The organism is Streptomyces saintjeani, from assembly GCF_055409605.1.
In genome coordinates this window covers 3,065,123-3,091,290 of sequence record NZ_CP189624.1, presented here as the reverse complement: position 1 = coordinate 3,091,290, position 26,168 = coordinate 3,065,123, and the positions used below count along the sequence as shown (strand labels likewise).

The window sequence follows — 26,168 nt, the reverse complement described above, 5'->3', positions numbered from 1 at the left end:
AATGCCCCCTGTCGGCGCAGAAGAGCCGCTGCGCCTGCACCCCAAGAAGGAGGGGGCCACCCATGGGTCGCACACCCACTCGAAGACGGCGTCTGGTCTCACTGCTCGGGACGGCCGCGCTCGCGCTCGGCGCGGGCGGCGCGCTCGCCTGCCCCGCGTCGGCCGCGACGAACGTCGACTTCCCCACCCACTGCATCCCCCCGGCGGTCGCCGGGATACCGCCGATCGACGGCACCACCACCGCGAAGATCGCCGTCGACAACACGTCGCCCAAGGTCGGCGACACCGTCAACGTCACCTACACGGTGGTCACTCCGGCCGCCGGCAACCCCACCGACCTGGCTCTCCCGGCCGACATCATGACCCCGACCGGGAAGATCACCCTCGGCGGTGCCCAGAGCGGCAGCGTCACGGTCGCCGGGCCCAAGAAGAACGACCCGGTGCCCGGCCGGGCGCCCTTCCCGTCGTTCTCCATGTCCGGGTCGTTCACCGTGACCGCGCCCGGCGCGATCACCCTCTCGCCCGGCGACTACAACATCCACACCAGCTACATCCTGGAGCTGGACACGCCCTGCACCGTCACCAACCCGCCCGCACCGATCTCGGAGACGGTCACCGCCACGGCCAACCCGCCCGCCAACACCCGGACGATCTCGCTGAGTTCGGCAACGGGCGCGCCGGGCACGGCAGTCACCGTCAGCGGCAGCAACTTCACCGCCGGCGCGAGCGTCACGCTGGCCGGGCGCGCCGGGGCCGGCCAGACCCAGGACACGGCGACCGTGACCGCCAACTCCAGTGGCGCGATCAGCGGTTCGCTCACCGTCAACGACCTGACCACCACCGGGATCGTCGCCTACGAGGGCAGCGCCTGGTCCGACGCGAAGGGGGCCGGACCGGCCGCGTACGTCGTCGTCAACGACACGCCCGTACCGCCCGGCAGTCAGAAGCTCACCGCCACCGTCAAGGCCGGGACGCTCGCCATGTCCCAGGCCGGTGACTCGGTCGCGCTCTCCGCCGTCGACTTCGGCAGCGGCAACGCGTCCACCGGTGCGCTCCAGACCGTCACCGTCAAGGACTTCCGCGGGGGTCCCGCGGGGTGGTCCCTGACCGGGAAGGTCACCGACTTCACCGGGCCCGGTGCCAAGATCGCGGCGGGCAAGCTGAGTTGGACACCTGCCTGTGCCACCAAGGTGGGCTCGCCCAGCACGTGCCAGGCGGGCAGCGCCGGTGCGGTCGGCAGTGCGGGCGCGACCCTCGCGTCCACGCCCGACGGGACCGGAGCCGGCGGCGAGTTCACCGCGAGCGCGCAACTCTCCCTCGACGTACCGGCGTTCACGCCTCCGGGCAGCTACGCCGGCGTCCTCACCCTGACGCTGACCTGAGCGCCGGGTCCTAGACGGCCGGGCGTCCACCCCACTGGTCCGCATCCGCCCGACCGTCCAACTTCCCTTCGCACCAGGGGGGTTCGTCTCCATGCGGAAGTTCTTCGGGCTCGTCCCGGTCCTGCTCCTGCTGTTGCTGCCGGCTCCGGCTCGGGCCGCCGACAACGGGAGTTGGTCCGTCTATCCGGCGTCCACGGCTGTCGCCGCCCGGCCGTACTTCTTCGTCTCCGCCGATCCCGGTCATACCGTCCGGGACAAGGTCGTCGTCGCCAACAAGACCGACCAGCCCATGCGGTTCCGGCTCTACGCGGCCGACGCGTACAACACCGCCCGTGACGGGGGGTTCGCCGTCAAGTCGGTCGGCGAGAAGATGTCGGGGGTGGGGGCTTGGGCCACGCTTCCCGGCAGCTCTGTCAGCGTGCCGGCGCGGGGGACCGTCACCGTGCCGTTCACGATCGAGGTGCCGTCCGGTGCCGAGCCCGGTGATCATCCCGGGGCGATCGTCGCGCTCGACGAGAAGGTGGAGAAGGGTGGGGGAGGGGTCGCGCTCGGGGTTCAGCGGGCGGTCGGGGCGCGGGTGTACTTGCAGGTCACGGGGGTTTCACTGCGGGCCCTCGCCGTGGAGGACGTCCGGATCGCTCAGGACCGTCCGCTCGTGCCGGGGTTCGGGGACAGTACGGCCACCGTCTCGTACACGCTGCACAACACGGGGAACGTGACGCTGGATCCCCGGGTGCGGCTGAAGGCGACGGGGCTGTTCGGACGTACGCTGCTGAGTCGTGAACTCACCAAGGTGCCGGCGGAGTTGTTGCCGGGGCAGCGGGTTCGGCTCAGCGAACGGTGGGGTGGGGCGCCGCAGTTGGATCGAGGGCGGGTGACACTGACGGCTCGCGCCACGGGGACGGAGGAGGAGGGGAGTACGTCGTTCCTGGCGGTTCCGTGGCTGCCGGTGGGGGTTGTGCTGGTGGCCGTAGGCGCAGGGGTCTGGCTGCTGGTCAAACGACGGCAGCAGCACCCCCAAGGGGCGCGGGGAACTGCGCGACCAGCCACAGCGGAGCCGCAGAAGGCCGTCTAGCGGGTGCGGCACCGTCGTGGCTGGTCGCGCCCACGCGGCGGTAGCCGCAAATCGATACAGCCCCGCGCCCCTAAAAGACAACACCGCGACCGGCATTGGTACCTACAGCGCGTCGGGGCCTCGTTCGCCCGTCCTCACCCTCACCACCGTCTCCACCGGTACCGCCCACACCTTTCCGTCCCCGATCTTTCCGGTCTGCGCGGCTTTGACGATCGCCTCGATCGCCGGCTCCACATCCGCGTCCTCCACCACCAGCTCGATCCGCACCTTCGGCACCAGGTCGATCTGGTACTCGGCGCCCCTGTACACCTCCGTGTGCCCCCGCTGGCGTCCGTACCCACTCGCCTCCGTCACGGTCAGACCGTGGATGCCGAGTTCTTGCAGCGCCGTCTTGACCGCGTCGAGGCGGTACGGCTTGACGATCGCGGTGATGAGCTTCATGCGGGCGGCGTCACCTTCTGGATGGAGTGCGAGATGGGCGCACCGTGGCCGAGGACGCCGTGATCGTATGCGGTCTCGGCGTGCACCGTAAGGTCCAGGCCCGTGTGCTCGTGGTCCTCGTCGGCCCGGAACCCCATGACCTTGTCGATGAGCTTGCCGATGCCGTACGTCACTCCGAAGGCGTACCCGGCTACGACCACGATCGCGAGGGCCTGCTTGCCGAGCTGGGTGAGGCCACCCCCGTACAGGAGACCCGTAGTACCCCCGGTCATCTCGCTCGCGGCGAAGACGCCGATCAGGAGCGTGCCGATGACCCCGCCGACGAGGTGCACGCCGACGACGTCCAGCGAGTCGTCGTAACCGAGCTTGAACTTCCAGCCCACGGCGTACGAGCAGACGACCCCCGCCGCGAGCCCGACGACCAGCGCGCCGAGGAGGGAGACCGACCCGCAGGACGGGGTGATAGCGACGAGCCCGGCGACCGCGCCGGACGCCGCGCCCAGCGTCGTGGGGTGGCCGTCGCGCCGCTGCTCGACGAGGAGCCAGCCCAGCAGGCCGGTGCAGCCGGCGGCCAGGGTGTTGAGGAACGCGGCGGCGGCGAGGCCGTTCGCGCCGAGCGCGGAGCCGGCGTTGAAGCCGAACCAGCCGAACCAGAGGAGACCGGCGCCGAGGACGACCATGGGGAGGTTGTGGGGACGCATGGCGTCTTTTTTGAACCCCAGACGCGGCCCCACGACGATCGCGAGGGCCAGTCCGGACGCCCCGGAGGTGATTTCCACCGGCAGTCCGCCCGCGAAATCCAGCGCTCCGAGGCGCGTCAGGATCCACCCGCCCGGCCCCCAGACCCAGTGCGCGACCGGAACGTATACGAGCAGCGTCCACACAGGGACGAAGACCAGCCACGCCCCGAACTTCGCGCGGTCCGCGATCGCGCCACTGATCAGCGCGGCCGTGATGATCGCGAAGGTCAGCTGGAAGGTCGCGAACAGGAGGGTCGGTACGGTGCCCTGGACGCTGTCCGGGGTGATACCGGCCATCCCCGCGTGCGCGAGGCCGCCGATCAGGCCGCCGCCGGCGTCCTCGCCGAAGACCAGGGAGTAGCCGGCGGCGAGCCAGACGACCGTCACGAGGGCGATCGACACGAAGCTCATCATCAGCATGTTGAGGACGCTCTTCGTGCGGACCATGCCGCCGTAGAACAGGGCCAGGCCCGGGGTCATCAGCAGGACGAGGGCGGTCGCGGCGAGCAGCCAGGCGGTGTCGCCGGTGTTCACCTGTGCGGCGGCGAGGGGCACGGGGGTCTCCAACGGGGGTCGGGGCTCGTCAGAGGGTCACCGGTTCCGGTTTCCGGCCGCGTACGGATGTGTTTCCGGGGAGTTTCGTTGCGAATGGGTTTCCGGAAACTCACCGTGGGGGTGGCCGGGCGCTCGTGTGTACGGCGGTGCTTCGTGGATCAGGGAGAATGGGGGTATGAGCGTTCGTTCCCAGTCATCCTCGCCGTCCGAGAAGTCGGGCGGCGCCGCCCACCGTGCGGGCTTCGCGTGCTTCGTGGGGCGTCCCAACGCGGGCAAGTCCACCCTCACGAACGCTCTCGTCGGGAAGAAGGTGGCGATCACCTCCAACCGGCCGCAGACGACCCGGCACACGGTGCGCGGCATCGTCCACCGCGAGGACGCGCAGCTGATCCTCGTCGACACCCCTGGCCTGCACAAACCCCGGACACTGCTCGGGGAGCGGCTCAACGACGTCGTCCGTACGACGTGGGCCGAGGTCGACGTCATCGGGTTCTGCCTGCCCGCGAACGAGAAGCTCGGCCCCGGTGACCGGTTCATCGCCAAGGAGCTCGCCGGGATCAAGCGCACGCCCAAGGTCGCCGTCGTCACCAAGACCGACCTCGTCGACTCCAAGACCCTCGCCGAGCAGCTCATCGCGATCGACCTGCTCGGCAAGGAGCTGGGGATCGAGTGGGCGCAGATCGTGCCGGTGTCGGCGGTCGCGGGCAAGCAGGTCGAACTCCTCGCGGACCTGCTGGCCCCGATGCTCCCCGAGAGCCCGCCGCTCTACCCCGAGGGCGACCTCACGGACGAGCCTGAGCAGGTCATGGTCGCCGAGCTGATCCGCGAAGCCGCCCTGGAGGGCGTCCGCGACGAACTCCCGCACTCCATCGCCGTCGTCGTCGAGGAGATGCTCCCCCGCGAGGACCGCCCCGCCGACAAGCCCCTCCTCGACATCCACGCGAACATCTACATCGAACGCTCCAGCCAGAAGGGCATCATCATCGGCCCCCAGGGCCGCCGCCTGAAGGACGTGGGCATCAAGTCCCGCAAACAGATCGAGGCCCTCCTCGGTACGCCGGTCTTCCTGGACCTGCACGTGAAGGTCGCGAAGGACTGGCAGCGGGACCCGAAGCAGCTGCGGAAGCTGGGGTTCTGAGTCAGACCGGGATGACGCGGACCCGCTGACCGCAGAGTTTCCGCATGTCGTCCACGTCGGAGGTCAGGACGGCGACGGGGCCGGGCTGACGCAGGGCGGTCTCGGCGACGGTGGCGTCCAGGGCGTACTTGTGGCCGTGGAGGCCGGTCTCCTTGAGGAGGCGCGCGGCGGCTTTGGCGGATTGCTCGGTGACGGGTTCGATCTTCACGTGTGAGAGGGCCCAGTTGAGGCGGGGCATGCTCAGGCCGGCGTGCGAGACCTCGATGATGGTGTTCGCGCTGGCGACGATGCGGCTCTTGTGACGCCAGGCGCTGTCGATGATCCCCAGAACCTTGCGGTCTTGGGTGAGCCAGGCGCTAAGTCCTTCGCAGTCGAGGACCAAGGTGCGGAGTTGGGTCACGCGGCATCCGCCTGAGCAGACGCGTCGGACTCCGAGGTACCGAGCAAAAGGGCGTCTGCCTCAGCCATCTCTTCTGCGGTGAAGGCTCCGTGCTCCTCCTGGTAGAGCCGGAGAGCCTCGCCGAGGAGATCGTGGCGGATTCTGTCCGCCAGTGCTTCGGCGGCATAGCCGGAGACATTGGAGGTCAGTCCCCGTGCCGCCTCGACGAGCTCTTCCGGCACTGTGATGGTGATCTTTTTCGCAGTCACACGATCACCATACCGCGATATGGCAACCCCCGTGCGGCTTTTCTCACCGCTGCGCCCGCAGCACCTCCCGGTACCACGCGTACGACGCCTTCGGCGTCCTCTCCTGCGTCGCGTAGTCCACGTGGACCAGGCCGAAGCGGCGGGTGTAGCCCTCGGCCCACTCGAAGTTGTCGAGGAGGGACCAGACGAAGTAGCCGCGTACGTCTACGCCTGACTCCAACGCCCTGTGCAGGGCCTGGATATGGGTCGCGTGGTACGTGATGCGGGACTGGTCGTCGAGGCCCTCGTAGGAGCAGCCGTTCTCCGTGATGACGATCGGGGGGAGCTTGTCCGCGTAGCGGGACGTGAAGGTGGTGAGGAGTTCCGTGAGGGCCTCCGGGACCACCGGCCAGCCGAAGTCCGTGGTCGGGACGCCCTCGATCTGCCGTACCGAGAAGGGGAGTTCGGCCGGCATCGTGACGCCGCCGAAGTTGATCTCCTCGCCCTGGGGGGCGCCGACCCGGGTGGGGGCGTAGTAGTTGATGCCGTACCAGTCGAGGGGCTCGGAGATGATCTTGAGGTCGGCCGAGACGTCGCCCGGCATCAACTCGCCCAGGCCGTCCGGGTATTCGCCCAGGAGCACCGGCTCCGCGAAGAGCCGGTTGAGGAGAGTGTCGTAGAAGGCCGCCGCCTCGATGTCGGGCTGGGCGTCCGACGAAGGCCACGTCGGGCCATGGGAGTTGGTGATCGCGACATCGGTCGCGCCGGCCGCGCGCAGGGCCTGGACGGTGAGCCCGTGGGCCAGGAGCTGGTGGTGGGCGACCGGGAGCGCGTCGAAGAGGAGCTGCTTGCCCGGCGCGTGCGTGCCGAGCGCGTGGCCGAGCAGGGTGTGTTCGGCGGGCTCGTTGAGGGTGATCCACTGCTGTACGCGGTCCCCGAGGCGCCCGGCGACGACGGCCGCGTGCTCCGCGAGCCGGGACGCGGTGTCGCGCTCCAGCCAGTCCAGGCCGACGGGGAGGTCCCAGTGGAAGAGGGTGGGGACGGGACGGACGCCCGCCGCGAGGAGTTCGTCCACCAGCCGGTCGTAGAAGTCCAGCCCGCCCGGCGCCTGAACGCGCGGCCACGACACGGAGAACCGGTACGCGTCCACCCCGAGCCCGGCGAGCAGCGCGACGTCCTCCCGGTACCGGTTGACGTGATCGCAGGCGATCTCCGCCGTGGACCCGTCCTTCACCCCGGAGAACTCGTCCCACACCGAGGGCCCCCGCCCCCCGGCTCCCTCGATCTGATGCGCCGAAGTCGACACTCCCCAAAGGAAGTTCGCCGGGAACCGGGGTATCGCGTTACCTGCGTCAATCGCCATGCGCGGATCATCCGTACCGACGGGTAGGGAAGTCAACGCCCTGACGGAGAGGCGTCCCGGAATCCCCCGTCCGGAACGCCTCCCTCTTACGCCCCTTCCTTCAACACCCTGGAGACCAGGGCCCGTTGCTCCTCGGTCAGTCGGGGGTCGGCCGCGTACACGGTCTTGCCGTCCACCGTGATCTCGTAGCTGAACCCGTCCGGCACCCCGACCGGGGGTACCGTCCGCGCGCAGGCCACCGCCTGTTCCGCGAGGGCGTGCCACTCGGCCGCGTCGGGGCGGCCGGTGGTGTCGAGCTGCGCGTACCGTTCGATGCCGGCGAAACCGCCGGTGCGTCGCACCTGAATCCGCATGGAGCCCTGTCTAGTACAGATTTCAGGTGGTCGGCACCCCGACTTGGCGCCATGCGTCGAGGAGGGCCTTGTGGACGTCGCTGTCGCCGTAGCGGGCCTTCGCGGCGGCGGCCGTGAGCTTCGCGAAGTCCGTGAAGCGGGCGTCCGTCGCCAACTCCCCGCCCGTCAGCACGTCGTACCAGACCTGGCCGGCCTTCTCCCAGGCGTTGCCGCCGAGTTCGGTGGCGAAGAGGTAGAACGCGTGGTTGGGGATACCGGAGTTGATGTGGACGCCGCCGTTGTCGCGGCTGGTCTTGACGTAGTCGGCCATGGTCGCGGGCTGCGGGTCCTTGCCGAGGACGTCGTCGTCGTACGCGGTCCCCGGCGCCTTCATCGAGCGCAGGGCCTCGCCGTGGTCGATCGCCGGGCCGAGGAGGCCGGCGCCGATGAGCCAGTCGGCCTGGTCGGCGGTCTGCCCGAGGGCGTACTGCTTGATGAGGGAGCCGAAGACGTCGGAGACGGACTCGTTGAGCGCGCCGGACTGGCTGTAGTACTCCAGGTTGGCGGTGAACTGGGTGACGCCGTGGGTGAGTTCGTGCCCGATGACGTCGACCGGGAGGGTGAAGTCGAGGAACAGCTCCCCGTCCCCGTCGCCGAACACCATCTGTTGGCCGTCCCAGAACGCGTTGTCGTAGTCACGGTCGTAGTGGACGGTCGCGTCGAGCGCGAGCCCGCTGCCGTCGATGGAGTCACGGCCGTACGCGTTGAGGTACAGGTCGAACGTCGCGCCGAGCCCGGCGTACGCGCGGTTGACGGTGGCGTCCTGGCCCGGCTCGGAGCCCTCGGCGCGGACCTCGGTGCCGGGCAGGTCGGTGGTGTGGCCGGCGTCGTAGATGGTGCGCTTCGGCTTGCCGGTGCCGGCGGCGGGCGCGACGGCCGTCAGACCGCGCTCGACGGTGAGCCGGCGGCGGGTGCGCTGGAGGGAGTCGCGCTCCATCGTGCGCGCGACCCGGTCGGCGATGGACGCGTCCTCGTGGCGGGCCACGTGGTCCAGGACGTGTGGCGGGATGATCGTGCAGAAGACGGGCTCGAAGCCCCCGTGGTGAGTCATGTCGGGCACCTTGGCACTGAGTCACGTGCCTGTCACTACCCGCAACCATGATTGGTGAAATACCCCCACATAGGGATGTGAATGATTCCGCTGTGTGGTACGGCGCACGTTTCGTCCCGTTCGTCCCACCGGTCCCGCATACTGGGACGGAGCCGCGCCCCACCAGTGCCTCCGCTAGAGTGCGCAGCACTATGCGTTTCGGGCTGCTTCTCCTTAGCTGCCGCGGCGAGGGCCTGTAAAGAAGGCCGACTCCCTCCCCGCGGAGCTTGGTGTTGCGTGTCGGCCGGTTCATCCGGACCCCCTTGAGGAGCCTGAATCCCCATGGCGAATCGCCAGCAGCCCAGCCAGATGCCGATCCACAAGTACGGGCAGTACGACCAGGTCGACATCCCCGACCGCACCTGGCCCGAGCGGCGGATCACCACCGCCCCCCGCTGGCTCTCCACCGACCTGCGGGACGGCAACCAGGCCCTGATCGACCCGATGTCGCCCGAGCGCAAGCGCCGGATGTTCGACCAGCTGGTCAAGATGGGCTACAAGGAGATCGAGGTCGGCTTCCCGGCCTCCGGGCAGACCGACTTCGACTTCGTGCGCTCGATCATCGAGGAAGAGGGCGCGATCCCGGACGACGTGACGATCTCCGTCCTGACCCAGGCCCGCGAGGACCTGATCGAGCGGACCGTCGAGTCGCTGAAGGGCGCCAGGCGCGCGACCGTCCACCTGTACAACGCGACCGCGCCGGTCTTCCGCCGGGTCGTCTTCCGCGGCTCCAAGGACGACATCAAGCAGATCGCCGTCGACGGCACCCGCCTGGTGATGGAGTACGCGGAGAAACTGCTGGGCCCCGAGACCGAGTTCGGCTACCAGTACAGCCCCGAGATCTTCACCGACACCGAGCTGGACTTCGCGCTGGAGGTCTGCGAGGCGGTGATGGACGTCTACCAGCCGGGCCCGGGCCGCGAGATCATCCTCAACCTGCCTGCCACCGTTGAGCGTTCGACCCCCTCCACGCACGCCGACCGCTTCGAGTGGATGGGCCGCAACCTCTCCCGCCGCGAGCACGTCGTCCTGTCCGTCCACCCGCACAACGACCGGGGTACGGCCGTCGCGGCGGCCGAACTGGCGCTGATGGCCGGCGCCGACCGCATCGAGGGCTGCCTCTTCGGCCAGGGCGAGCGCACCGGCAACGTCGACCTGGTCACGCTGGGCATGAACCTCTTCTCCCAGGGCGTCGACCCGCAGATCGACTTCTCCGACATCGACGAGATCCGTCGTACGTGGGAGTACTGCAACCAGATGGAGGTCCACCCGCGCCACCCGTACGTGGGCGACCTGGTCTACACGTCCTTCTCCGGCTCCCACCAGGACGCCATCAAGAAGGGCTTCGACGCGATGGAGGCCGACGCCGCCGCCAAGGGCGTCACCGTCGACGACATCGAGTGGGCCGTGCCGTACCTGCCCATCGACCCCAAGGACGTGGGGCGCTCCTACGAGGCCGTCATCCGCGTCAACTCGCAGTCCGGCAAGGGCGGTATCGCGTACGTCCTGAAGAACGACCACAAGCTGGACCTGCCGCGCCGGATGCAGATCGAGTTCTCGAAGCTGATCCAGGCGAAGACCGACGCCGAGGGCGGCGAGGTCACCGGCGGCGACATCTGGGCCGTCTTCCGCGACGAGTACCTGCCCAACCCCGAGAACCCGTGGGGCCGGATGCAGCTGCGCGCCGGCCAGTCGACCACCGACAAGGACGGCGTGGACACGCTGACCGTCCAGGCCGAGGTAGACGGCACGGAGACGACCCTGGTCGGCACCGGCAACGGTCCGATCTCGGCCTTCTTCCACGCGCTCCAGGGCATCGGCATCGACGTACGCCTGCTGGACTACCAGGAGCACACGATGAGCGAGGGCGCGTCCGCGCAGGCCGCCTCCTACATCGAGTGCGCCGTCGGTGACAAGGTCCTGTGGGGTATCGGCATCGACGCGAACACGACCCGCGCGTCCCTGAAGGCGGTCGTCTCCGCCGTCAACCGCGCGACGCGGTAACTCACCCGGTTGTGCCGCAGGCCCGGGCCGTCCTGTGCGACGGTCCGGGCTCCGGCGTATATCGGCCATTCCCGGGTGCAGATCACGAGAAGGTCTCGTCGAAGGTGCTGACTACACCTGTCCGATGTGGCTAACATCACGCAGACGTGGCGATGGGGCCGCGCTGGTGACGGAGGTGCGACGTGCTGCCAGGACCGGGACGAGACAGCCGGGCCACCGGGGTTGCCCGCATCCTGGGGACCCGTACCGCGTGGACGCCCGTCGGGGACGGGGAGTTCTTCTGTCCCGGGTGCGGCGGGGACCGCAACTACCAGCGGCTGACCGGGCGTCGGCGGTTCACGTGCCTGGGGGTACCCGTACTGCCCAGGGGTGAGACCGGGCCCGTCGTCGAGTGCGCCGCCTGCCGTCGGCACTTCCCCATCGACGTCCTCGACCATCCCACCACCACGCGGTTCTCCGCGATGCTCCGTGACGCCGTCCACACGGTCGCCCTCGCGGTCCTCTCCGTGGGGGGTACGTCGTCCCGTACGGCCCTGGAGACGGCCACCGCCGCCGTCCGTGCCGCCGGGTTCCAGGACTGCACGGAGGAGCAGCTGGTGGCGCTCGTGGAGGCGGTCGCCGCGGACACCGGGCGGGCGTACGGGACGCCCTGCGGGCCGGGGCTGGCCATAGAGCTGCACGAGGCGCTGGACCCCCTCGCGCCCCATCTCGCCGCTGTGGGGCGGGAGTCGATCCTCTTGCAGGGGGCGCGGATCGCCCTCGCGGACGGGCCGTACACGCCCGCCGAGCGGGAGACGCTGGCGACCGTGGGGGTGGCGTTGTCCATCGGGGCGGAGGATGTCACGCGGCTGCTGGCGGCTGCGCGGACGCCGTCGTAATACCTGCGGGGTACGGGTATCAGGGCAGGGTGCGTTCGTACGTCGTGTCCGTGTCCGAGTCGTAGACCAGCTTCCCGCTGGAGTCGTACCCCTTGAGGTGGGGGGCCCGGGTCACCTGGCGGTCCAGGACGCCGGTCGCCACGTACCAGCCGTGGTCCAGGGTCGCTTCTACGGGGGTATCCGTACCGTACGAGGCGGTCACCCGGGTGACCGTCGCCGGGACGTACGTGCCGATGACTCCCCAGCGGAACGGGAGTTTCCAGTTGCCCCGGTCGAGGAACGACTGCTGGTAGAGCTTGCCGCTGTTGATGTCCGGATAGACCAGCGGGACGGGTTCGTCCTCGCCGGTGCCGCTGCTGTTGACGCCCTCGGCCCTGCCGTTCCGCAGGGTGCAGATCAGGCGGACCGGGGTCGGCTTCTCCTTGACGGCGACGACGTAGATGCCGTCGCCGGGGGAGTTGGAGTCGCCGGTGCTGGGGATCGCCAGGATGATCCGGTACTCCGAGGCTTCGCCCGGGCCCTCCTCGCCGGGGTGCTGGACGCCCGAGCGTTCGTAGGCCAGGCACTTTTCGAGGCCGTCGGCGGCTTGGGGGAAGGTGATGCCGGCGACGAGTTGGGCGGGGGTGGCTGGGGGAGTGGGGCCTTGAGGGGTGGGCGGGGGTGAGCTGTACGAGGAACTGCTGTCCAGGGTTCCGGGGCTGTCCGAGGTGGAGTTGCCGGAGTCGCCGGGGCTGTCCGAGGCGCTGGAGCCGCCCGGGGTGCCGGAGTCCCCGGCCGGCGGTCCCGCCACGACCGTGTCGGCGCGGTCCCCCCGCACCACGGCCCACGTCGCCACCGGCGCGACCCCGAGCGCCACGATCACCGCACCCGCCACGGCGAGCCGCCGCCTGCGCTCCACCACACCCCGCCGCCGGATCGCCGGGTACGGCACGGGCGAGGGACTGATGGCGTACGCATCCTCGGCGAGCAACTCCCGCACCCACTCCTCGGCTTCGCCGTCCCCGGCGTCCTTCCGTCGTCCGTCCTGCTCACCGCTCATCGCCGGTTCCTTTCTGAAGTGTCGGGGTGGGGGACAGGGGGCGAGGGCCGAGGGGGGCCGAGGCGGGGTGGGTGTGTGTCGCGGGTGAGACGGCCGACCGGACCGGCCGTTCCTGAGAGCCGGCGTAGGCGGACGCGTCAGCTTCCGGCGTCGCCTGCCTCGGCATCGCCTGCTCCGACGCCGTGTCCCCTGTCACCGCCTGCGCTCTCACCGTCTCCCCCGGCCCGGACGCCCGTCGGGTGGGCCCACCCCCGTGGGGTTCACCCTTCGACGCCGCCTCCCCAGTAGGCCCACCCCCCGCCGTCTCCCCCGGCCCGGACGCCCGCAGGGAGGGCCCACCCCCGTGGAGCCCACCCCCCGGCGTCCGGGCCAGTCCTGGATGTGACCGCAGCTTCGCCAGGCCCTTCGACGCCTGGCTCTTCACCGTGCCCTGGGAGCAGCCCAGCACCTCGGCGACCTCGGATTCGGAGAGGTCCTCCCAGTAGCGCAGGACGACCACCGCCCGCTGTCGGTCGGGGAGTTCGGCGAGGGCGGTGAGAAGGGGGCCGCGGTCCTCGACGGGGTGGTCGGCGTAGGCGATCGTGTCGGGCGGCGCCGCTGTCAGCGACTCCCGTACCCGGCGCTTGCGGAAGCGGTCGTTGTTGCAGGTGACGAGCATGCGACGGACGTACGCCTCCGGGCTGTCCGCCCGCGAGACCCGCCGCCAGGACCGGTACGCCTTGGCCAGGGCGGTCTGCGTCAGGTCCTCCGCGTGGTGCGGGTCCCCCGTCAGCAGGTACGCCGTCCGCACGAGCCGCGTCCACCGCGCCCGCACGAACTCCTGGAACTGCTCTTCCAGCTCGTCACGCATCAAGCACTCCTCCTCGCCCCCCAGACCACCCAGAACGCGAAAAGGGTTGCCCGGCGGGAAAGAATCGTCGGACGGAGATCTGGGAACGGGACACACCGGGCGTACTGGAACTGCCGTCGGGCCGGCGGGATACGGGTACGGCGCTGGCGTGCCTGGCCGTGCTGGACGGCGTACCGGCGCCCTGGCAGAGCCGGTACGTACGCCGGTTCTAGCCCGCGACCTTCTCCGAGGCCACCGTCGACCTCCCGACCCCCCGCAGCATCACCGGAGTCGCCAGCAACACCACCCCCGCCACCCCCAGCGCCGTCCGCGTCCCCGTCACCCCCGCGACCACCCCCCACAGCGCGGTCAGCGACGCGATCCCCGCCTTCGTGCTGACCGACCACGCCGACAGGACCCGTGTCACGCGGTCGGACGGCGTCGACTCCAGGCGGAAGGTGGAGAGGACCGTGTTGTAGGCGGCGGAACAGATGATCAGCCCGAACTCGACCAGCATGATCAGCACCACCCCCGCCACCCCGGTGCCCACGAACGCGAGGCCCACCGGCCAGCACGCCCGCAGCGTGCCGAACCACAGCAGCATCCGCCGCCGCCCCCACCGGGGCACCAGCCGGCGGGCGAGCCGGGAGCCGATGAGCCCGCCGACGCACGGTACGGCGAAGGCGAGCGCGTACTGCCAGGGCGGGAGGCCGAGTTCGCCCAGCATGAGGACCGCGAGGAGCGGGGCGCCGGCCATGATCAGGCCGTTGACCACCATCGCGTTGAGGAGGAGGGGCCGCAGGACGGGGTGCGCGAGGATGTACCGCCAGCCCTCCAGCAGCTCACGCCAGTCGAGCGCGGGCGCCTTCGAGGGCTGAGGCTCCTCGCCGCGAACCCGCGCCAGCCCCAGCGCCGACAGCAGAAAGCTCACCGCGTTGGCGATCACCGTCACGACCGGCCCCACCGCCCCGATCGCCGCACCCCCGAGCGGCGGACCCACCATCGTCGCCGTCCACATCGTCGACTCGAACCGCCCGTTGGCCGCGAGCAACTGGTCTTTCGGCACGAGCCACTTGACGAACGCCCCGCTCGCCGAGGTGAACGTGATGTCGGCGGCGGCGACCACCACCGACACCAGCAGCAACTGCGCGAACCCCAGCACCCCGAGCGCGTACGCGAGCGGCAGGCTGAGCAGCGCCACGCACCGGACGAGGTCCATCGCGACCATCACCGGCCGCTTGCGCCGGTACTCCACCCACGGCCCCAGCGGCACCGCCGCGAGCGCCCCCACGGCCGGCCCGACCGCGGCCAGCGCCGACACGGCCGCCGGACTCGCGTCCAGCGCCAGCACGGCGATCATCGGAAACGCGTCGAACGCCAGCCACGTACCGAACACACTGACCGCGTAGGCCCCCCACAACCACCGGAAGTCCCGCCCCACCAACGCCCCCGCCCTTCAGAAAGCCGCTCGATGCGAGAATGAACCCATGAGCCTGTTCCGCGACGACGGCATCGTCCTACGCACCCAGAAACCGGGCGAAGCGGACCGGATCATGCTGCGTCTTCCCGGGGGACACCCCCCGGACCCCCGGCAGAAAACCCGTGGGGGCGCCCGATGAGTCTGTTCCGGGACGATGGCATCGTCCTGCGGACCCAGAAGCTCGGCGAAGCCGACCGCATCATCACCCTGCTCACGCGCGGCCATGGCAGGGTACGCGCAGTCGCCCGGGGCGTGCGGCGGACAAAGTCGAAGTTCGGGGCGCGTCTGGAACCTTTCTCGCACGTCGATGTGCAGTTCTTTACCCGGGGGAGTGAACTGGTCGGCCGGGGGCTGCCGCTGTGCACGCAGAGCGAGACCATCGCTCCGTACGGTGGCGGCATCGTGAGCGACTACGCGCGGTACACCGCCGGGACGGCCATGCTGGAGACGGCCGAGCGGTTCACGGACCACGAGGGGGAGCCGGCGGTGCAGCAGTACCTGCTCCTCGTGGGCGCGCTCAGGACGCTGGCCCGGGGCGAGCACGCCCCGCACCTCATCCTCGACGCGTTCCTGCTGCGCTCGCTGGCCGTCAACGGCTACGCCCCCAGCTTCGGCGACTGCGCCAAGTGCGGACTCCCGGGCCCCAACCGCTTCTTCTCCGTCGGGTCCGGCGGCTGCATCTGCGTCGACTGCCGCGTCCCCGGCAGCGTCGTACCCTCCCCGCAGACCTTGGTCCTCCTGGGCGCGCTGCTTACGGGAGACTGGGAGGCGGCGGACACGGCGGAGGCCCGGCACGTCAGGGAGGGCAGCGGACTCGTGTCCGCGTACCTGCACTGGCACCTGGAGCGGGGGCTGCGCTCACTCCGGTACGTGGAGAAGACCTAGTACGCGGCAAAGGCGTAGAGGGAGACGAGAAGGACATGGTCGTACGCGGGATCCTGGGGCGTCAGCGGCGCGAGTACCGGGCGCCGGAGCCGCACCCCTCCGGCGCGCGCCCGCCGAAGCTCCCCGGCGAGCTGGTGCCGGAGCACGTGGCGATCGTGATGGACGGCAACGGCCGCTGGGCGAAGGAGCGGGGGCTGCCCCGCACGGAGGGCCACAAGGTCGGCGCCGAGCAGGTCCTCGACGTCCTCCAGGGCGCCGTCGAGATGGGTGTGAGGAACATCTCGCTGTACGCCTTCTCCACCGAGAACTGGAAGCGCTCGCCCGACGAGGTCCGCTTCCTCATGAACTTCAACCGCGACTTCATCCGCAAGAGCCGCGACCAGCTCGACGCGCTCGGCATCCGCGTGCGGTGGGTCGGCCGGATGCCGAAGCTGTGGAAGTCGGTCGCGCAGGAGCTCCAGATCGCGCAGGAGCAGACCAAGGGCAACGACAAGCTGACCCTCTACTTCTGCATGAACTACGGCGGCCGGGCGGAGATCGCCGACGCGGCCAAGGCCCTCGCCGAGGACGTGAAGGCGGGGAAGCTCGACCCGTCCAAGGTCAGCGAGAAGACCCTCGCGAAGTACCTGTACTACCCGGACATGCCGGACGTCGACCTCTTCCTGCGGCCCAGCGGCGAGCAGCGCACCTCCAACTACCTGATCTGGCAGAGCGCTTACGCCGAGATGGTCTTCCAGGACGTCCTGTGGCCCGACTTCGACCGCCGCGACCTGTGGCGCGCCTGCGTCGAGTTCGCCTCCCGCGACCGCCGCTTCGGCGGGGCCATCCCGAACGAGGAACTCCTCGCGATGGAGGGCAGGACGTCGCAGGACGATCCGGTGGAAGGCGAGACGGCCACCTGAGCGCCACCGGGGGTTCACGCGGCTCACGGACGATCCGCCCATGAAGCACGTAACCCCCGCGTTCGCGGCCCTCTGCGCCGTAGTGGTCGCGGCGACCCCGGCACTCGCCGCGTCCCGGCCGCCGGCGCACGCCGACAGCTACGGCACGAAGGCGCCCTATGCGCCGAAGCAGAACCCCGCCTCCTACGGCAAGGTCCCCGCCGGTTTCGTCCCCGTCTTCACGGAGAACGTCTCCCGGCACGGCTCCCGCGCCGCCACCGACAGCGAGGACGGCGACCTGGTCCTCGCGCTGTGGGACAAGGCGTCCGCGTCCGGTCAACTCACCGGCAAGGGCGAGGAGTTCGGCCCCAAGGTGCGCGCGCTGCTCGCGGCGATGGCCAAGGTCGGGTACGGGAACCTCAGCGGGCGGGGCCGCGAGGAGATGCGGGACACGGCCGACCGGATGGCCTCCCGGGTGCCGTCCCTCTTCGCGGAGATCGCCGCCAAGGGCGAGAAGATCGACGTCGTCAGCTCCGGCCAGGGCCGCGCGATCGACAGCGCCAACACGTACGCCGGTGAACTCGCCGCGAAGGACCCGGCGTTGAAGCCGCTCATCGGCGCGACCCGCACCGACAAGGACCTCCTGTACTTCCACAAGGCGGCGGGCGGCAAGGCGTACCAGGAGTACCTCGCGAACGACCAGCGCCTCGCGTCGACCCTGAAGTCGATCACGGACCAGCCGAAGACGAGGCAGGCGGCGGTCAGCGTACTGCGCAAGCTTTTCAAGCGGGATTTCGTGGACGGCATTTCCGACCAGGTGGCCGCAGCAGAAGCCGTCTACAACCTGTACGCCATCGCCCCCGCGATGATCCAGGAAAGCCCGGGAGGAAAGGGCTGGGGTATGGAGAGGTACATCTCCCATTCCGACGCGGCCTGGTTCGGATACCTGGGAGACGCCGAGGACTTCTACGAAAAGGGCCCCGGCTTCTCGGACTCCGACATCACGTACAAGATGGCGAACGTCCTGCTGGACGACTTCTTCGACCAGGTGAAGGCGAAGAAGTCCGGCACTTCGACCCTGGGTGCCGAACTCCGCTTCACTCACGCCGAGGAAATCATCCCCCTCGCCGCCCTGATGGGCCTCCCGGAAAGCGCGAAGCCGGCAACTCCGGGCCAGCCGTACACGTACAGGAACAACCCCTGGAGGGGCGCCGACGTGGCTCCCCTGGGCGCCAACATCCAGTGGGACGTGTACCAGAAGGGCACCCGGTACCTCGTACGGATGCTCTACAACGAGAAGGAGATCGCCTTCAAGGCGGACTGCAAGCCGGTGGCGAAGAACAGCACGTTCTACGACTTCACGGAATTGCAGCGCTGCTTCAAGCGGAGCTAATTCGTGGCGCAGTCCGCGCAGGTGCCGAAGATTTCGACCGTGTGCGCGACACTGACGTAGCCGTGTTCCGCCGCGATGGCCTCGGCCCATTTCTCGACCGCCGGGCCTTCCACCTCCACCGCCTTGCCGCAGATTCTGCACACGAGGTGGTGATGGTGGTCGCCGGTGGAGCAGCGGCGGTAGACGGATTCGCCTTCGGAGGTGCGCAGGACGTCCACCTCGCCGGCGTCCGCGAGGGATTGGAGGGTGCGGTAGACCGTCGTGAGGCCCACCGAATCGCCCTTGTGTTTCAGCATGTCGTGGAGTTCCTGGGCGCTGCGGAACTCGTCGACCTCGTCGAGCGCCGCCGCCACTGCGGCACGCTGCCGGGTGGAGCGGCCCTTCACGGGCGGTCCAGCGGTCGTCACCGTTGCCTCCTGAACGTCTGAACACCTGCCGGGCCATTGTGCCAGCCCGGCCTGTGCCCGGTCAGACGCCGACCCCGTCGCCCGTCTTCCGGGTGGCCGGAATCGCGCACTCCGCGGGATCCCCGCCGGGCTGTGCGAGGGCGTGCGCGCGGGCGCGCCGACGCGCGAGGGGTGCCGAGAGCGCCGTGAGCAGGATGAACGCGCCGATGGTCAGCAGGACGATCGTCGCGCCGGGCGGCACGTCCTGGTAGTACGACGTGATCGTCCCGCCGATGGTGACGCTCACCCCGATGGCGACGGCGACGGCGAAGGTCGCCGCGAAGCTCCGGCTGAGCTGCTGCGCGGCGGCGACGGGGACCACCATCAGCGCGCTGACCAGCAGCAATCCGACGACCCGCATGGCGACGGTGACGGTGACGGCGGCGGTGATCGCGGTGAGCAGGTTCAGCGCGCGCACCGGCAGCCCCGTGACCCGCGCGAACTCCTCGTCCTGGCTGACGGCGAAGAGCTGCCGCCGCAGGCCCAGCGTGACGAGGACGACGAACGCGGCGAGGACGCAGATCGCGGTGACGTCGGACTGCGAGACCGTCGACAGCGACCCGAACAGGTACGACGTGAGGTTCGCGTTGGACCCGGTCGGCGCGAGGTTGATGAACATCACACCGCCCGCCATGCCGCCGTAGAAGAGCATCGCGAGCGCGATGTCGCCGCGCGTCTTGCCGTACCAGCGGATCAGCTCCATGAGGATCGCGCCGATCACGGAGACGATCGTCGCCATCCACACCGGCGACCAGGAGAGCAGGAAGCCGAGGCCGACGCCGGTCATCGCGACATGGCCGATTCCGTCGCCCATGAGGGCCTGGCGGCGCTGGACGAGGTAGATGCCGACGGCGGGCGCGGTGATGCCGACGAGGACGGCGGCGAGCAGGGCCCGCTGCATGAAGGCGTAGTCGAGGAAGTCCATGTCAGCTCAGCAGTCCCGTGTGCATCGGCTCGTGGGGGTGGACGTGGTCGTGGCCGGGCAGGGCATGCTGGCCGACCGCGCGCGGGGGAGGTCCGTCGTGCAGGACGCAGCCGTCGCGCAGGACCACCGCCCGGTCGATCAGCGGCTCCAGGGGCCCGAGTTCGTGCAGGACGAGCAGGACCGTCGTACCCGCCGCGACCTGGTCCTTCAGGGTCTGTGCCAGCACTTCCTGGCTCGCCAGGTCGACGCCCGCCATCGGCTCGTCCATGATCAGCAGCTCGGGTTCGGAGGCGAGGGCGCGGGCGATGAGGACGCGCTGGTGCTGGCCGCCGGAGAGGGCGTCCACGTTGTCCTTGGCCCGGTCCGCCATGCCGACCAGCTCCAGGGCGTGCCGTACGGCCGCGTGGTCCGCCCCCCGCAGGACGCCGAAGCGGGTGCGGGACAGGCGGCCCGAGGAGACGACCTCGGTGACCGTCGCCGGGACACCGCCGGCGGCGGTCGTACGCTGCGGGACGTACCCGACGCGCGCCCAGTCGCGGAACCGCTTGCGCGGGGTGCCGAACAGGTCGATCTCCCCGGCGCTGAGCGGGACCTGGCCGATCACGCCGCGGATCGCCGTCGACTTGCCGGAGCCGTTGGCGCCGAGCAGCGCGACGACCTCACCGCGCCGCACGGTGAGGTCGATCCCGCGGAGGACGGGCCGCGAGCCCAGCTCGGCGCGCACGCCGCGCAGGGATATGACGGGCTCAGTGGTCATGCCGTCCTCCAAGTCACTTCGAGCTCACTTTGTTCCCAGGGCGGTCTGGAGTGCCTTGAGGTTGGCTTCCTGGACCGAGAAGTAGTCCTTGCCGCGGGACTTCTCGGTGATGCCCTCGATCGGGTCGAGGACGTCCGTCTTCAGGTTCGCGTCCGAGGCGATGGTCTTCGCGGTCTTGTCGCTGACGAGCGTCTCGTAGAACACCGTGGTGACGCCGTCGGCCTTGGCCATCTTCTCAAGGTCCTTCACGCGCGCGGCACTGGGCTCCGACTCGGGGTCGAGGCCGTTGATGGCCTCCTCGGTCAGGCCGTAGCGCTCGGCGAGGTAGCCGAAGGCGGCGTGCGTGGTGATGAAGACCTTGGTCTTCGTGTTGGCGAGGCCGGTCTTGAACTGCGTGTCCAGGGCGGCCAGTTTGGCGACCAGGTCGGCGGTGTTCTTCTTGTAGTCCGCCGCGTGGTCCGGGTCGGCCTTCTCCAGCGCGCTGCCGACGCCCTGGGCGACCTGCGAGTAGCGGACCGGGTCGAGCCAGATGTGCGGGTCGAGGCCCGCCAGCTCGTCGTTCTCGGTGTGGTCGGCCTCGGCCGCGTGGCCGCCGACCTCGTTGCCGTGCTTCTCCAGGGTGGTGAGGGAGCCGGCGTCGATCTTGGTCTTGACGCCGGACTGCTTCACGGCCGCGTCCACCGACGGCTGGAGGTTCTTCAGGTAGACGATCGCGTCCGCCTTCTCCAGGTTCGCCGTCTGCTTGGCGCTGATCTCCAGGTCGTGCGGCTCCTGGCCGGGCTGGGTCAGGCTGGTCACGCTGACGTGGGCGCCGCCGATCTGCTCCGCGAGGAAGGCCATCGGGTAGAACGACGCGACGACGTCGAGCTTGCCGTCGCTCTTGGTGGCGGCGGCGCTGTCGGAGGAGCAGCCGGTGAGGGCGGCGAGGGAGAGGGTGCCGGCCGCCGCGAGGGCGGTGCCCGATATGAGTCGTCGTACGTTCATGAAAGCCATTTTCAACAAATATGGAAACCGTTGTCAACAAGGGCCGGGTAAGAGCGGATGACGGTTCCGATTTGGAGGAGGGGGAGTCCCCGCCGGTACCCTGAGGGTTCGCTCCGAAGCACGCGCCCCCGAAGCACACTTCTCCGCTTCTTCGCGGGCGTTTCCGCTTCGTCCGCCGCCGTTACCGTCGTTATGAAGAGAGCACCGTGGCCGCCGACAAGATCGACACCATCGTCAGCCTGAGCAAGCGCCGTGGCTTCGTTTTCCCTTGCAGTGAGATCTACGGCGGCCAGAAGGCCGCCTGGGACTACGGCCCCCTGGGTGTCGAGCTCAAGGAGAACCTGAAGCGCCAGTGGTGGCGTTACATGGTGACGTCGCGCGAGGACGTGGTCGGTCTCGACTCGTCCGTCATCCTCGCCCCCGAGGTCTGGGTCGCGTCCGGCCACGTCGCCACGTTCTCCGACCCGCTGACCGAGTGCACCGCCTGCCACAAGCGGTACCGCGCGGACCACCTGGAAGAGGCGTACGAGGCGAAGCACAACCGCCTCCCGGAGAACGGCCTCGCCGACATCAACTGCCCCAACTGCGGCAACAAGGGCCAGTTCACCGAGCCCAAGCAGTTCTCGGGTCTGCTCTCCACCCACCTCGGCCCGACCCAGGACACCGGCTCCGTCGCCTACCTGCGCCCCGAGACCGCACAGGGCATCTTCACCAACTTCGCGCTGGTGCAGGTCGCTTCGCGCAAGAAGCCGCCGTTCGGCATCGCCCAGATGGGCAAGTCCTTCCGCAACGAGATCACCCCCGGCAACTTCATCTTCCGCACCCGCGAGTTCGAGCAGATGGAGATGGAGTTCTTCGTCAAGCCGGGCGAGGACGAGAAGTGGCAGGAGTACTGGATGCAGGAGCGCTGGAACTGGTACACCGGCCTCGGCATGCGCGAGGAGAACATGCGGTGGTACGACCACCCGAAGGAGAAGCTCTCCCACTACTCCAAGCGCACCGCCGACATCGAGTACCGCTTCCAGTTCGGCGGCAACGAGTGGGGTGAGCTGGAGGGCGTCGCCAACCGCACGGACTACGACCTCACCGCGCACTCCAAGGCGTCCGGACAGGACCTCTCCTTCTTCGACCAGGAGGCGGGCGAGCGCTACACGCCGTACGTCATCGAGCCCGCCGCCGGTGTCGGCCGCTCGCTGCTCGCGTTCCTGCTCGACGCGTACGTCGAGGACGAGGCGCCCAACGCCAAGGGCAAGCTGGAGAAGCGGACCGTCCTGCGGCTCGACCCGCGCCTGTCGCCGGTGAAGGTCGCGGTGCTGCCGCTGTCCCGCAACGCCGAGCTGTCGCCCAAGGCGAAGGGGCTCGCGCAGGCGCTGCGCCAGCACTGGAACATCGAGTTCGACGACGCGGGTGCGATCGGGCGCCGCTACCGTCGCCAGGACGAGATCGGTACGCCGTTCTGCGTCACCGTCGACTTCGACACGCTCGACGACAACGCGGTGACCGTTCGGGAGCGGGACACGATGAAGCAGGAGCGGGTGTCTCTCGACCAGATCGAGGGCTACCTGGCGAGCCGACTGATCGGCTGCTGAGGTCGGTCGACCTTCCGGGACCGGGCCTCTGTCGCAGAGGCCCGGTCTCCGTGGATCAGTTGACCTTCACGGTCACCGTCGGCGAGTACACCTTTCCCGCCGCGATCCTCAGCTTCTCCGAACCCTTCGTGTTCAGTTTCCCCTTGAGCGTGTAACTGCTGCCGTTCTTCACGGTGGTTGACGCTTTGAGGGCCGTCCACTTGCCGTTGTTCTGGTGCTGAAGAGTCAGCTTGGACCCGACTTTCAGCCCCTTGGTCCGGCCGGTGAAGGTGACCTCGTCACCCTGTTTCACCGAGGACTTGTCGGCCTTGACGGTGATCGAGGCGTCGTTCATGTACGACGCGCTCGGCTTCGGGGTGGCGGCGGCGTACGAGGCGGTCTCCCCGCCTGCCGCCAGCGCCACGGACATCGCACCGGCGGCCAGCGCGCGGGCGACCCGGCTGTGGAGCACGGAGTTCATGGGTGACGTCCGTTTCTACGGTGGTCCCCCCTGGGGTGCACCTACCAGGGTCACGCGGGCCGAGCCGAGCCGCGAGTCGAGGGGCGGCCGGCCGGGATTCACCCCGCCGAGGCTCCTGCCCTCGCCTCCCGCAGCTCCGGAGCCCGCAGCCGCGCGGCCGTCTTCTCCGCCGTCCCCCGCGCCCACCGTCCGCTGGTGAGGAGTCCCAGCGTCAGTACGGACAGCCCGCAGCCGACGATGATCCACCAGCCTGGCGTCGCGGCGGAGGCGAAGGTGGCGCGGTACGACGACGCGTCGATGCCGGACGCCAGGACCGCGCCCACCACCGCGACCCCCAGCGTCTGCCCGAGCTGCCGGCTCGTGGAGGCCACCGCCGCGGCCACCCCGGCCTGTGCGCGCGGCATGCCGGAGACCGCCGTGTTCGTGATCGGCGCGTTGACGAAGCCGAAGCCGATGCCGAAGAGGAGGTAGCCGAGGAAGCGCCCGGCGTCGGAGGTCCCGGCGTCGAAGGCCGCGAAGAGCAGCGCGCCCGAGGACATGGCGACCCCGGCGACGAGGAGCGGGATGCGGGGCCCGCGCGTACCGACGAGGCGCCCGGAGACGGGGGCGCAGAGGAACGTCGGGACGGCCATCGGCAGCATCCACAGCCCGGCGTGCAGCGCGTCGAGCCCCTGGACGTTCTGGAGGTACAGCGTCGACAGGAACAGGAACCCGGCGAGGGCGGAGAACGCGGAGATCGCGATCACGGTCGCCCCGCTGAACGGCGCGGACCGGAAGAACCGCAGGTCGATGAGGGGATCGGTACGCCGGGGCTCGTACCACAGCAACCCGGCGAGCGCGGCGGCGGCGAGCGCCCCGAACGGCACGCTGACCCCGGCCCCGGAGACCGGCGCTTCGATGATCGCGCAGGTGAGCGCACCGAACAGTGCGATCACCAGCACCTGCCCGACCGGGTCGGGCCGCCGGGCCCGCTCGGCGCGGGACTCGGGGACGAACCGCAGCGTGAGGACCAGCGCGGCCACCCCGACGGGAAGGTTCAGCCAGAAGATCGCCCGCCACCCCACGGAGTCGACGAGGAGCCCTCCGACGAGCGGCCCGGCCGCCATGGATATCCCGACGACGGCGCCCCACACGCCGATGGCCCTCGCGCGCTCCCGCGCGTCGGTGAACGTGTTCGTGATGATCGACATGGCGACGGGGTTGAGCATCGACCCCCCGACGGCCTGCACCATCCGCGCGACGACGAGCAGTTCGAGGTTCGGCGCGAGAGAACACAGCACGGACCCGACCGTGAAGACGACGAGCCCGGTCATGAAGACCTTGCGCCGCCCGATCCGGTCGGCGGTCGACCCCGCGAGCATCAGCAGCGAGGCCAGCACCAGCGTGTACGCGTCGATGGTCCACTGGAGACCCGACGTACTCGCGTCGAGATCGCGCTGCATGGACGGCAGCGCCACGTTCAGCACGGTGTTGTCCAGGCTCACGATCAGCAGGCTCATGCAGCAGATCGCGAGCACCAGCAGTCGACGGTGATGGCTGAGCTCCGGCATGCGCTCCACCATACGCCCATATCGATAGTGCGTCTAACTAATGACCGGTACAAGATTCTGGACCTCACCCGTTCGGCCCACTCGTCCCATGCGCGACAATGGGGGAATGTCCACGACCGCCCAGCCGCTCCAGATCGGCCCGCACACCGTCCAGCCGCCCGTCGTCCTGGCGCCCATGGCCGGTATCACCAACGCCCCGTTCCGCACCCTGTGCAGGGAGTTCAGCGGGGGCAAGGGCCTGTTCGTGAGCGAGATGATCACCACCCGCGCGCTGGTCGAGCGCAACGACAAGACCATGCAGCTCATCCGCTTCGACGCGACCGAGACCCCCCGCTCGATCCAGCTGTACGGCGTCGACCCGGCGACCGTCGGCAAGGCCGTCCGCATGATCGCGGAAGAGGGCCTCGCCGACCACATCGACCTGAACTTCGGCTGCCCCGTCCCGAAGGTCACCCGCAAGGGCGGCGGCTCGGCCCTCCCGTACAAGCGCAACCTCCTGCGCGCGATCCTCCGCGAGGCCGTCTCCGGCGCCGGGGACCTCCCGGTCACGATGAAGATGCGCAAGGGCATCGACGACGACCACATCACCTACCTCGACGCCGGCCGCATCGCCGTCGAGGAGGGCGTGACGGCGATCGCCCTGCACGGCCGTACCGCCGCCCAGCACTACGGCGGCACCGCCGACTGGGAGGCCATCGCGCGCCTCAAGGAGCACGTCCCGGAGATCCCGGTCCTCGGCAACGGCGACATCTGGTCGGCCCAGGACGCGCTGAGGATGGTGCGGGAGACCGGTTGCGACGGAGTGGTGGTGGGCCGGGGGTGCCTGGGCCGCCCGTGGCTGTTCTCGGACCTGGTCGCGGCCTTCGAGGGGCGCTTGGACGATCTCGCCCGCCCGTCGCTCCGCGAGGTCGCCGACGTCATGGTCCGCCACGCCACCCTCCTCGGCGAGTGGCTCGGTGACGAGTCGAGGGGTGTCATCGACTTCCGCAAGCACGTCGCCTGGTACCTGAAGGGGTTCGCGGTCGGCAGCGAGATGCGGGGGCGCCTCGCGATCACCTCGTCCCTGTCCGAACTCCGCGCGGGGCTCGACGAGTTGGACCTCGACCAGCCCTGGCCGACCGGCGCCGACGGCCCCCGGGGCCGCACGTCCGGCAACAACCGCGTCGTCCTCCCGGACGGCTGGCTCAAGGACCCGTACGACTGCGCGGGCATCGGCGAGGACGCCGAACTCGACACCTCCGGCGGCTGATCGACGCCCTCTCGAC

The 26,168-nt window shown here is 69.8% G+C and carries 25 protein-coding genes and 2 pseudogenes; 11 read left to right on the top strand and 16 right to left on the bottom strand.

What is annotated here, in order from left to right:
- The first annotated feature begins 62 nt into the window (after positions 1 to 62).
- Both ACQCO7_RS13785 and ACQCO7_RS13780 read left to right on the top strand, forming a co-directional pair.
- Positions 63 to 1,382, top strand: a complete 1,320-nt coding sequence (locus ACQCO7_RS13785; protein WP_464072109.1) for a WxL domain-containing protein — start codon at positions 63 to 65, stop codon at positions 1,380 to 1,382.
- 91 nt (positions 1,383 to 1,473) lie between these two features.
- A complete protein-coding gene (locus ACQCO7_RS13780) occupies positions 1,474 to 2,457 on the top strand; it encodes a COG1470 family protein (RefSeq protein ID WP_464072108.1) in 984 nt (327 codons plus the stop codon).
- Positions 2,458 to 2,559: 102 nt separating this feature from the next.
- On the opposite strand, the gene ACQCO7_RS13775 is transcribed toward ACQCO7_RS13780, so the two are convergent.
- Both ACQCO7_RS13775 and ACQCO7_RS13770 read right to left on the bottom strand, forming a co-directional pair.
- Positions 2,560 to 2,898, bottom strand: a complete 339-nt coding sequence (locus ACQCO7_RS13775; protein WP_010354845.1) for a P-II family nitrogen regulator — start codon at positions 2,896 to 2,898, stop codon at positions 2,560 to 2,562.
- Entirely contained in the window at positions 2,895 to 4,193 is a 1,299-nt protein-coding gene (locus tag ACQCO7_RS13770; protein WP_464072107.1) for an ammonium transporter, read from the bottom strand. Before ACQCO7_RS13770 ends, ACQCO7_RS13775 begins: the two co-directional genes overlap by 4 nt.
- A 175-nt stretch (positions 4,194 to 4,368) precedes the next feature.
- Between ACQCO7_RS13770 and era the strand changes: the two genes are divergently transcribed.
- Positions 4,369 to 5,331: a GTPase Era gene (era, locus tag ACQCO7_RS13765; protein WP_055718987.1), complete on the top strand. Its 963-nt coding sequence runs from the start codon at positions 4,369 to 4,371 to the stop codon at positions 5,329 to 5,331.
- A 1-nt stretch (position 5,332) separates the two neighbouring features.
- Here the strand turns inward: era and ACQCO7_RS13760 are convergent, their stop codons facing one another.
- The 5 genes from ACQCO7_RS13760 to ACQCO7_RS13740 form a co-directional block, all read right to left on the bottom strand.
- A complete protein-coding gene (locus tag ACQCO7_RS13760) occupies positions 5,333 to 5,731 on the bottom strand; it encodes a DNA-binding protein (protein ID WP_464072106.1) in 399 nt (132 codons plus the stop codon).
- Complete coding sequence (locus ACQCO7_RS13755; RefSeq protein ID WP_464072105.1) at positions 5,728 to 5,979, bottom strand: type II toxin-antitoxin system CcdA family antitoxin; 252 nt, start codon at positions 5,977 to 5,979, stop codon at positions 5,728 to 5,730. The genes ACQCO7_RS13760 and ACQCO7_RS13755 overlap by 4 nt, the downstream gene beginning before the upstream one ends.
- Positions 5,980 to 6,022: 43 nt before the next feature.
- A complete protein-coding gene (locus tag ACQCO7_RS13750; RefSeq protein ID WP_464072104.1) occupies positions 6,023 to 7,321 on the bottom strand; it encodes a GH1 family beta-glucosidase in 1,299 nt (432 codons plus the stop codon).
- A gap of 86 nt (positions 7,322 to 7,407) precedes the next feature.
- A complete protein-coding gene (locus ACQCO7_RS13745) occupies positions 7,408 to 7,674 on the bottom strand; it encodes a protealysin inhibitor emfourin (RefSeq protein WP_464072103.1) in 267 nt (88 codons plus the stop codon).
- A 22-nt stretch (positions 7,675 to 7,696) separates the two neighbouring features.
- A complete protein-coding gene (locus tag ACQCO7_RS13740) occupies positions 7,697 to 8,764 on the bottom strand; it encodes a M4 family metallopeptidase (protein WP_464072102.1) in 1,068 nt (355 codons plus the stop codon).
- Between the two features lie 321 nt (positions 8,765 to 9,085).
- Between ACQCO7_RS13740 and leuA the strand changes: the two genes are divergently transcribed.
- Together leuA and ACQCO7_RS13730 are read left to right on the top strand one after the other, a co-directional pair.
- Positions 9,086 to 10,807, top strand: coding sequence for a 2-isopropylmalate synthase (leuA, locus tag ACQCO7_RS13735; protein ID WP_464072101.1), 1,722 nt, complete (start codon positions 9,086 to 9,088; stop codon positions 10,805 to 10,807).
- A 182-nt stretch (positions 10,808 to 10,989) separates the two neighbouring features.
- Positions 10,990 to 11,685 carry a TerB family tellurite resistance protein gene (locus ACQCO7_RS13730; protein WP_464072100.1) on the top strand — a complete coding sequence of 232 codons (696 nt, stop codon included), beginning with the start codon at positions 10,990 to 10,992 and terminating at the stop codon, positions 11,683 to 11,685.
- Positions 11,686 to 11,704: 19 nt separating this feature from the next.
- Here the strand turns inward: ACQCO7_RS13730 and ACQCO7_RS13725 are convergent, their stop codons facing one another.
- Together ACQCO7_RS13725 and ACQCO7_RS13720 are read right to left on the bottom strand one after the other, a co-directional pair.
- Positions 11,705 to 12,724, bottom strand: coding sequence for a hypothetical protein (locus ACQCO7_RS13725; RefSeq protein WP_464072099.1), 1,020 nt, complete (start codon positions 12,722 to 12,724; stop codon positions 11,705 to 11,707).
- Positions 12,725 to 13,073: 349 nt separating this feature from the next.
- Positions 13,074 to 13,574: pseudogene (locus ACQCO7_RS13720) on the bottom strand (SigE family RNA polymerase sigma factor); the annotation flags it as partial.
- Positions 13,575 to 13,648: 74 nt separating this feature from the next.
- Here ACQCO7_RS13720 and ACQCO7_RS13715 point away from each other — a divergent pair.
- Positions 13,649 to 13,786: pseudogene (locus ACQCO7_RS13715) on the top strand (protein phosphatase); the annotation flags it as partial.
- Here ACQCO7_RS13715 and ACQCO7_RS13710 read toward each other — a convergent pair.
- Positions 13,783 to 14,994, bottom strand: a complete 1,212-nt coding sequence (locus tag ACQCO7_RS13710) for an MFS transporter (protein ID WP_464072098.1) — start codon at positions 14,992 to 14,994, stop codon at positions 13,783 to 13,785. The pseudogene ACQCO7_RS13715 and the gene ACQCO7_RS13710 overlap by 4 nt on opposite strands.
- A gap of 174 nt (positions 14,995 to 15,168) precedes the next feature.
- On the opposite strand from ACQCO7_RS13710, the gene recO reads away from it, so the two are divergent.
- Genes recO through ACQCO7_RS13695 form a run of 3 tightly spaced genes read left to right on the top strand, consistent with a single transcriptional unit; the run spans position 15,169 to position 18,192 of the window.
- Positions 15,169 to 15,918 (top strand): DNA repair protein RecO, encoded by a 750-nt coding sequence (gene recO / locus ACQCO7_RS13705; RefSeq protein ID WP_464072097.1) that lies wholly within the window; start codon positions 15,169 to 15,171, stop codon positions 15,916 to 15,918.
- Between the two features lie 35 nt (positions 15,919 to 15,953).
- Positions 15,954 to 16,820, top strand: a complete 867-nt coding sequence (locus ACQCO7_RS13700; RefSeq protein WP_464072096.1) for an isoprenyl transferase — start codon at positions 15,954 to 15,956, stop codon at positions 16,818 to 16,820.
- A gap of 40 nt (positions 16,821 to 16,860) precedes the next feature.
- Positions 16,861 to 18,192, top strand: coding sequence for a histidine-type phosphatase (locus tag ACQCO7_RS13695; protein WP_464072095.1), 1,332 nt, complete (start codon positions 16,861 to 16,863; stop codon positions 18,190 to 18,192).
- Here the strand turns inward: ACQCO7_RS13695 and ACQCO7_RS13690 are convergent.
- The 4 genes from ACQCO7_RS13690 to ACQCO7_RS13675 all read right to left on the bottom strand — a co-directional run bounded on the left by ACQCO7_RS13690 (position 18,189) and on the right by ACQCO7_RS13675 (position 21,304).
- Positions 18,189 to 18,599, bottom strand: a complete 411-nt coding sequence (locus tag ACQCO7_RS13690; protein ID WP_010354829.1) for a Fur family transcriptional regulator — start codon at positions 18,597 to 18,599, stop codon at positions 18,189 to 18,191. The two genes, ACQCO7_RS13695 and ACQCO7_RS13690, sit on opposite strands and share 4 nt — an antisense overlap.
- A gap of 61 nt (positions 18,600 to 18,660) precedes the next feature.
- Positions 18,661 to 19,563, bottom strand: a complete 903-nt coding sequence (locus tag ACQCO7_RS13685) for a metal ABC transporter permease (RefSeq protein WP_464072094.1) — start codon at positions 19,561 to 19,563, stop codon at positions 18,661 to 18,663.
- A 1-nt stretch (position 19,564) separates the two neighbouring features.
- Positions 19,565 to 20,320 (bottom strand): metal ABC transporter ATP-binding protein, encoded by a 756-nt coding sequence (locus ACQCO7_RS13680; protein WP_464072093.1) that lies wholly within the window; start codon positions 20,318 to 20,320, stop codon positions 19,565 to 19,567.
- 24 nt (positions 20,321 to 20,344) lie between these two features.
- Positions 20,345 to 21,304: a metal ABC transporter substrate-binding protein gene (locus ACQCO7_RS13675; protein ID WP_464072092.1), complete on the bottom strand. Its 960-nt coding sequence runs from the start codon at positions 21,302 to 21,304 to the stop codon at positions 20,345 to 20,347.
- A 206-nt stretch (positions 21,305 to 21,510) separates the two neighbouring features.
- On the opposite strand from ACQCO7_RS13675, the gene ACQCO7_RS13670 reads away from it, so the two are divergent.
- Positions 21,511 to 22,893 carry a glycine--tRNA ligase gene (locus ACQCO7_RS13670; RefSeq protein WP_464072091.1) on the top strand — a complete coding sequence of 461 codons (1,383 nt, stop codon included), beginning with the start codon at positions 21,511 to 21,513 and terminating at the stop codon, positions 22,891 to 22,893.
- A 55-nt stretch (positions 22,894 to 22,948) separates the two neighbouring features.
- On the opposite strand, the gene ACQCO7_RS13665 is transcribed toward ACQCO7_RS13670, so the two are convergent.
- Both ACQCO7_RS13665 and ACQCO7_RS13660 read right to left on the bottom strand, forming a co-directional pair.
- Positions 22,949 to 23,353: a hypothetical protein gene (locus ACQCO7_RS13665; RefSeq protein ID WP_464072090.1), complete on the bottom strand. Its 405-nt coding sequence runs from the start codon at positions 23,351 to 23,353 to the stop codon at positions 22,949 to 22,951.
- Positions 23,354 to 23,451: 98 nt separating this feature from the next.
- A complete protein-coding gene (locus ACQCO7_RS13660; RefSeq protein WP_464072089.1) occupies positions 23,452 to 24,903 on the bottom strand; it encodes an MFS transporter in 1,452 nt (483 codons plus the stop codon).
- A gap of 106 nt (positions 24,904 to 25,009) precedes the next feature.
- On the opposite strand from ACQCO7_RS13660, the gene dusB reads away from it, so the two are divergent.
- Positions 25,010 to 26,152: a tRNA dihydrouridine synthase DusB gene (gene dusB, locus ACQCO7_RS13655; RefSeq protein ID WP_464072088.1), complete on the top strand. Its 1,143-nt coding sequence runs from the start codon at positions 25,010 to 25,012 to the stop codon at positions 26,150 to 26,152.
- Positions 26,153 to 26,168: the final 16 nt, after the last annotated feature.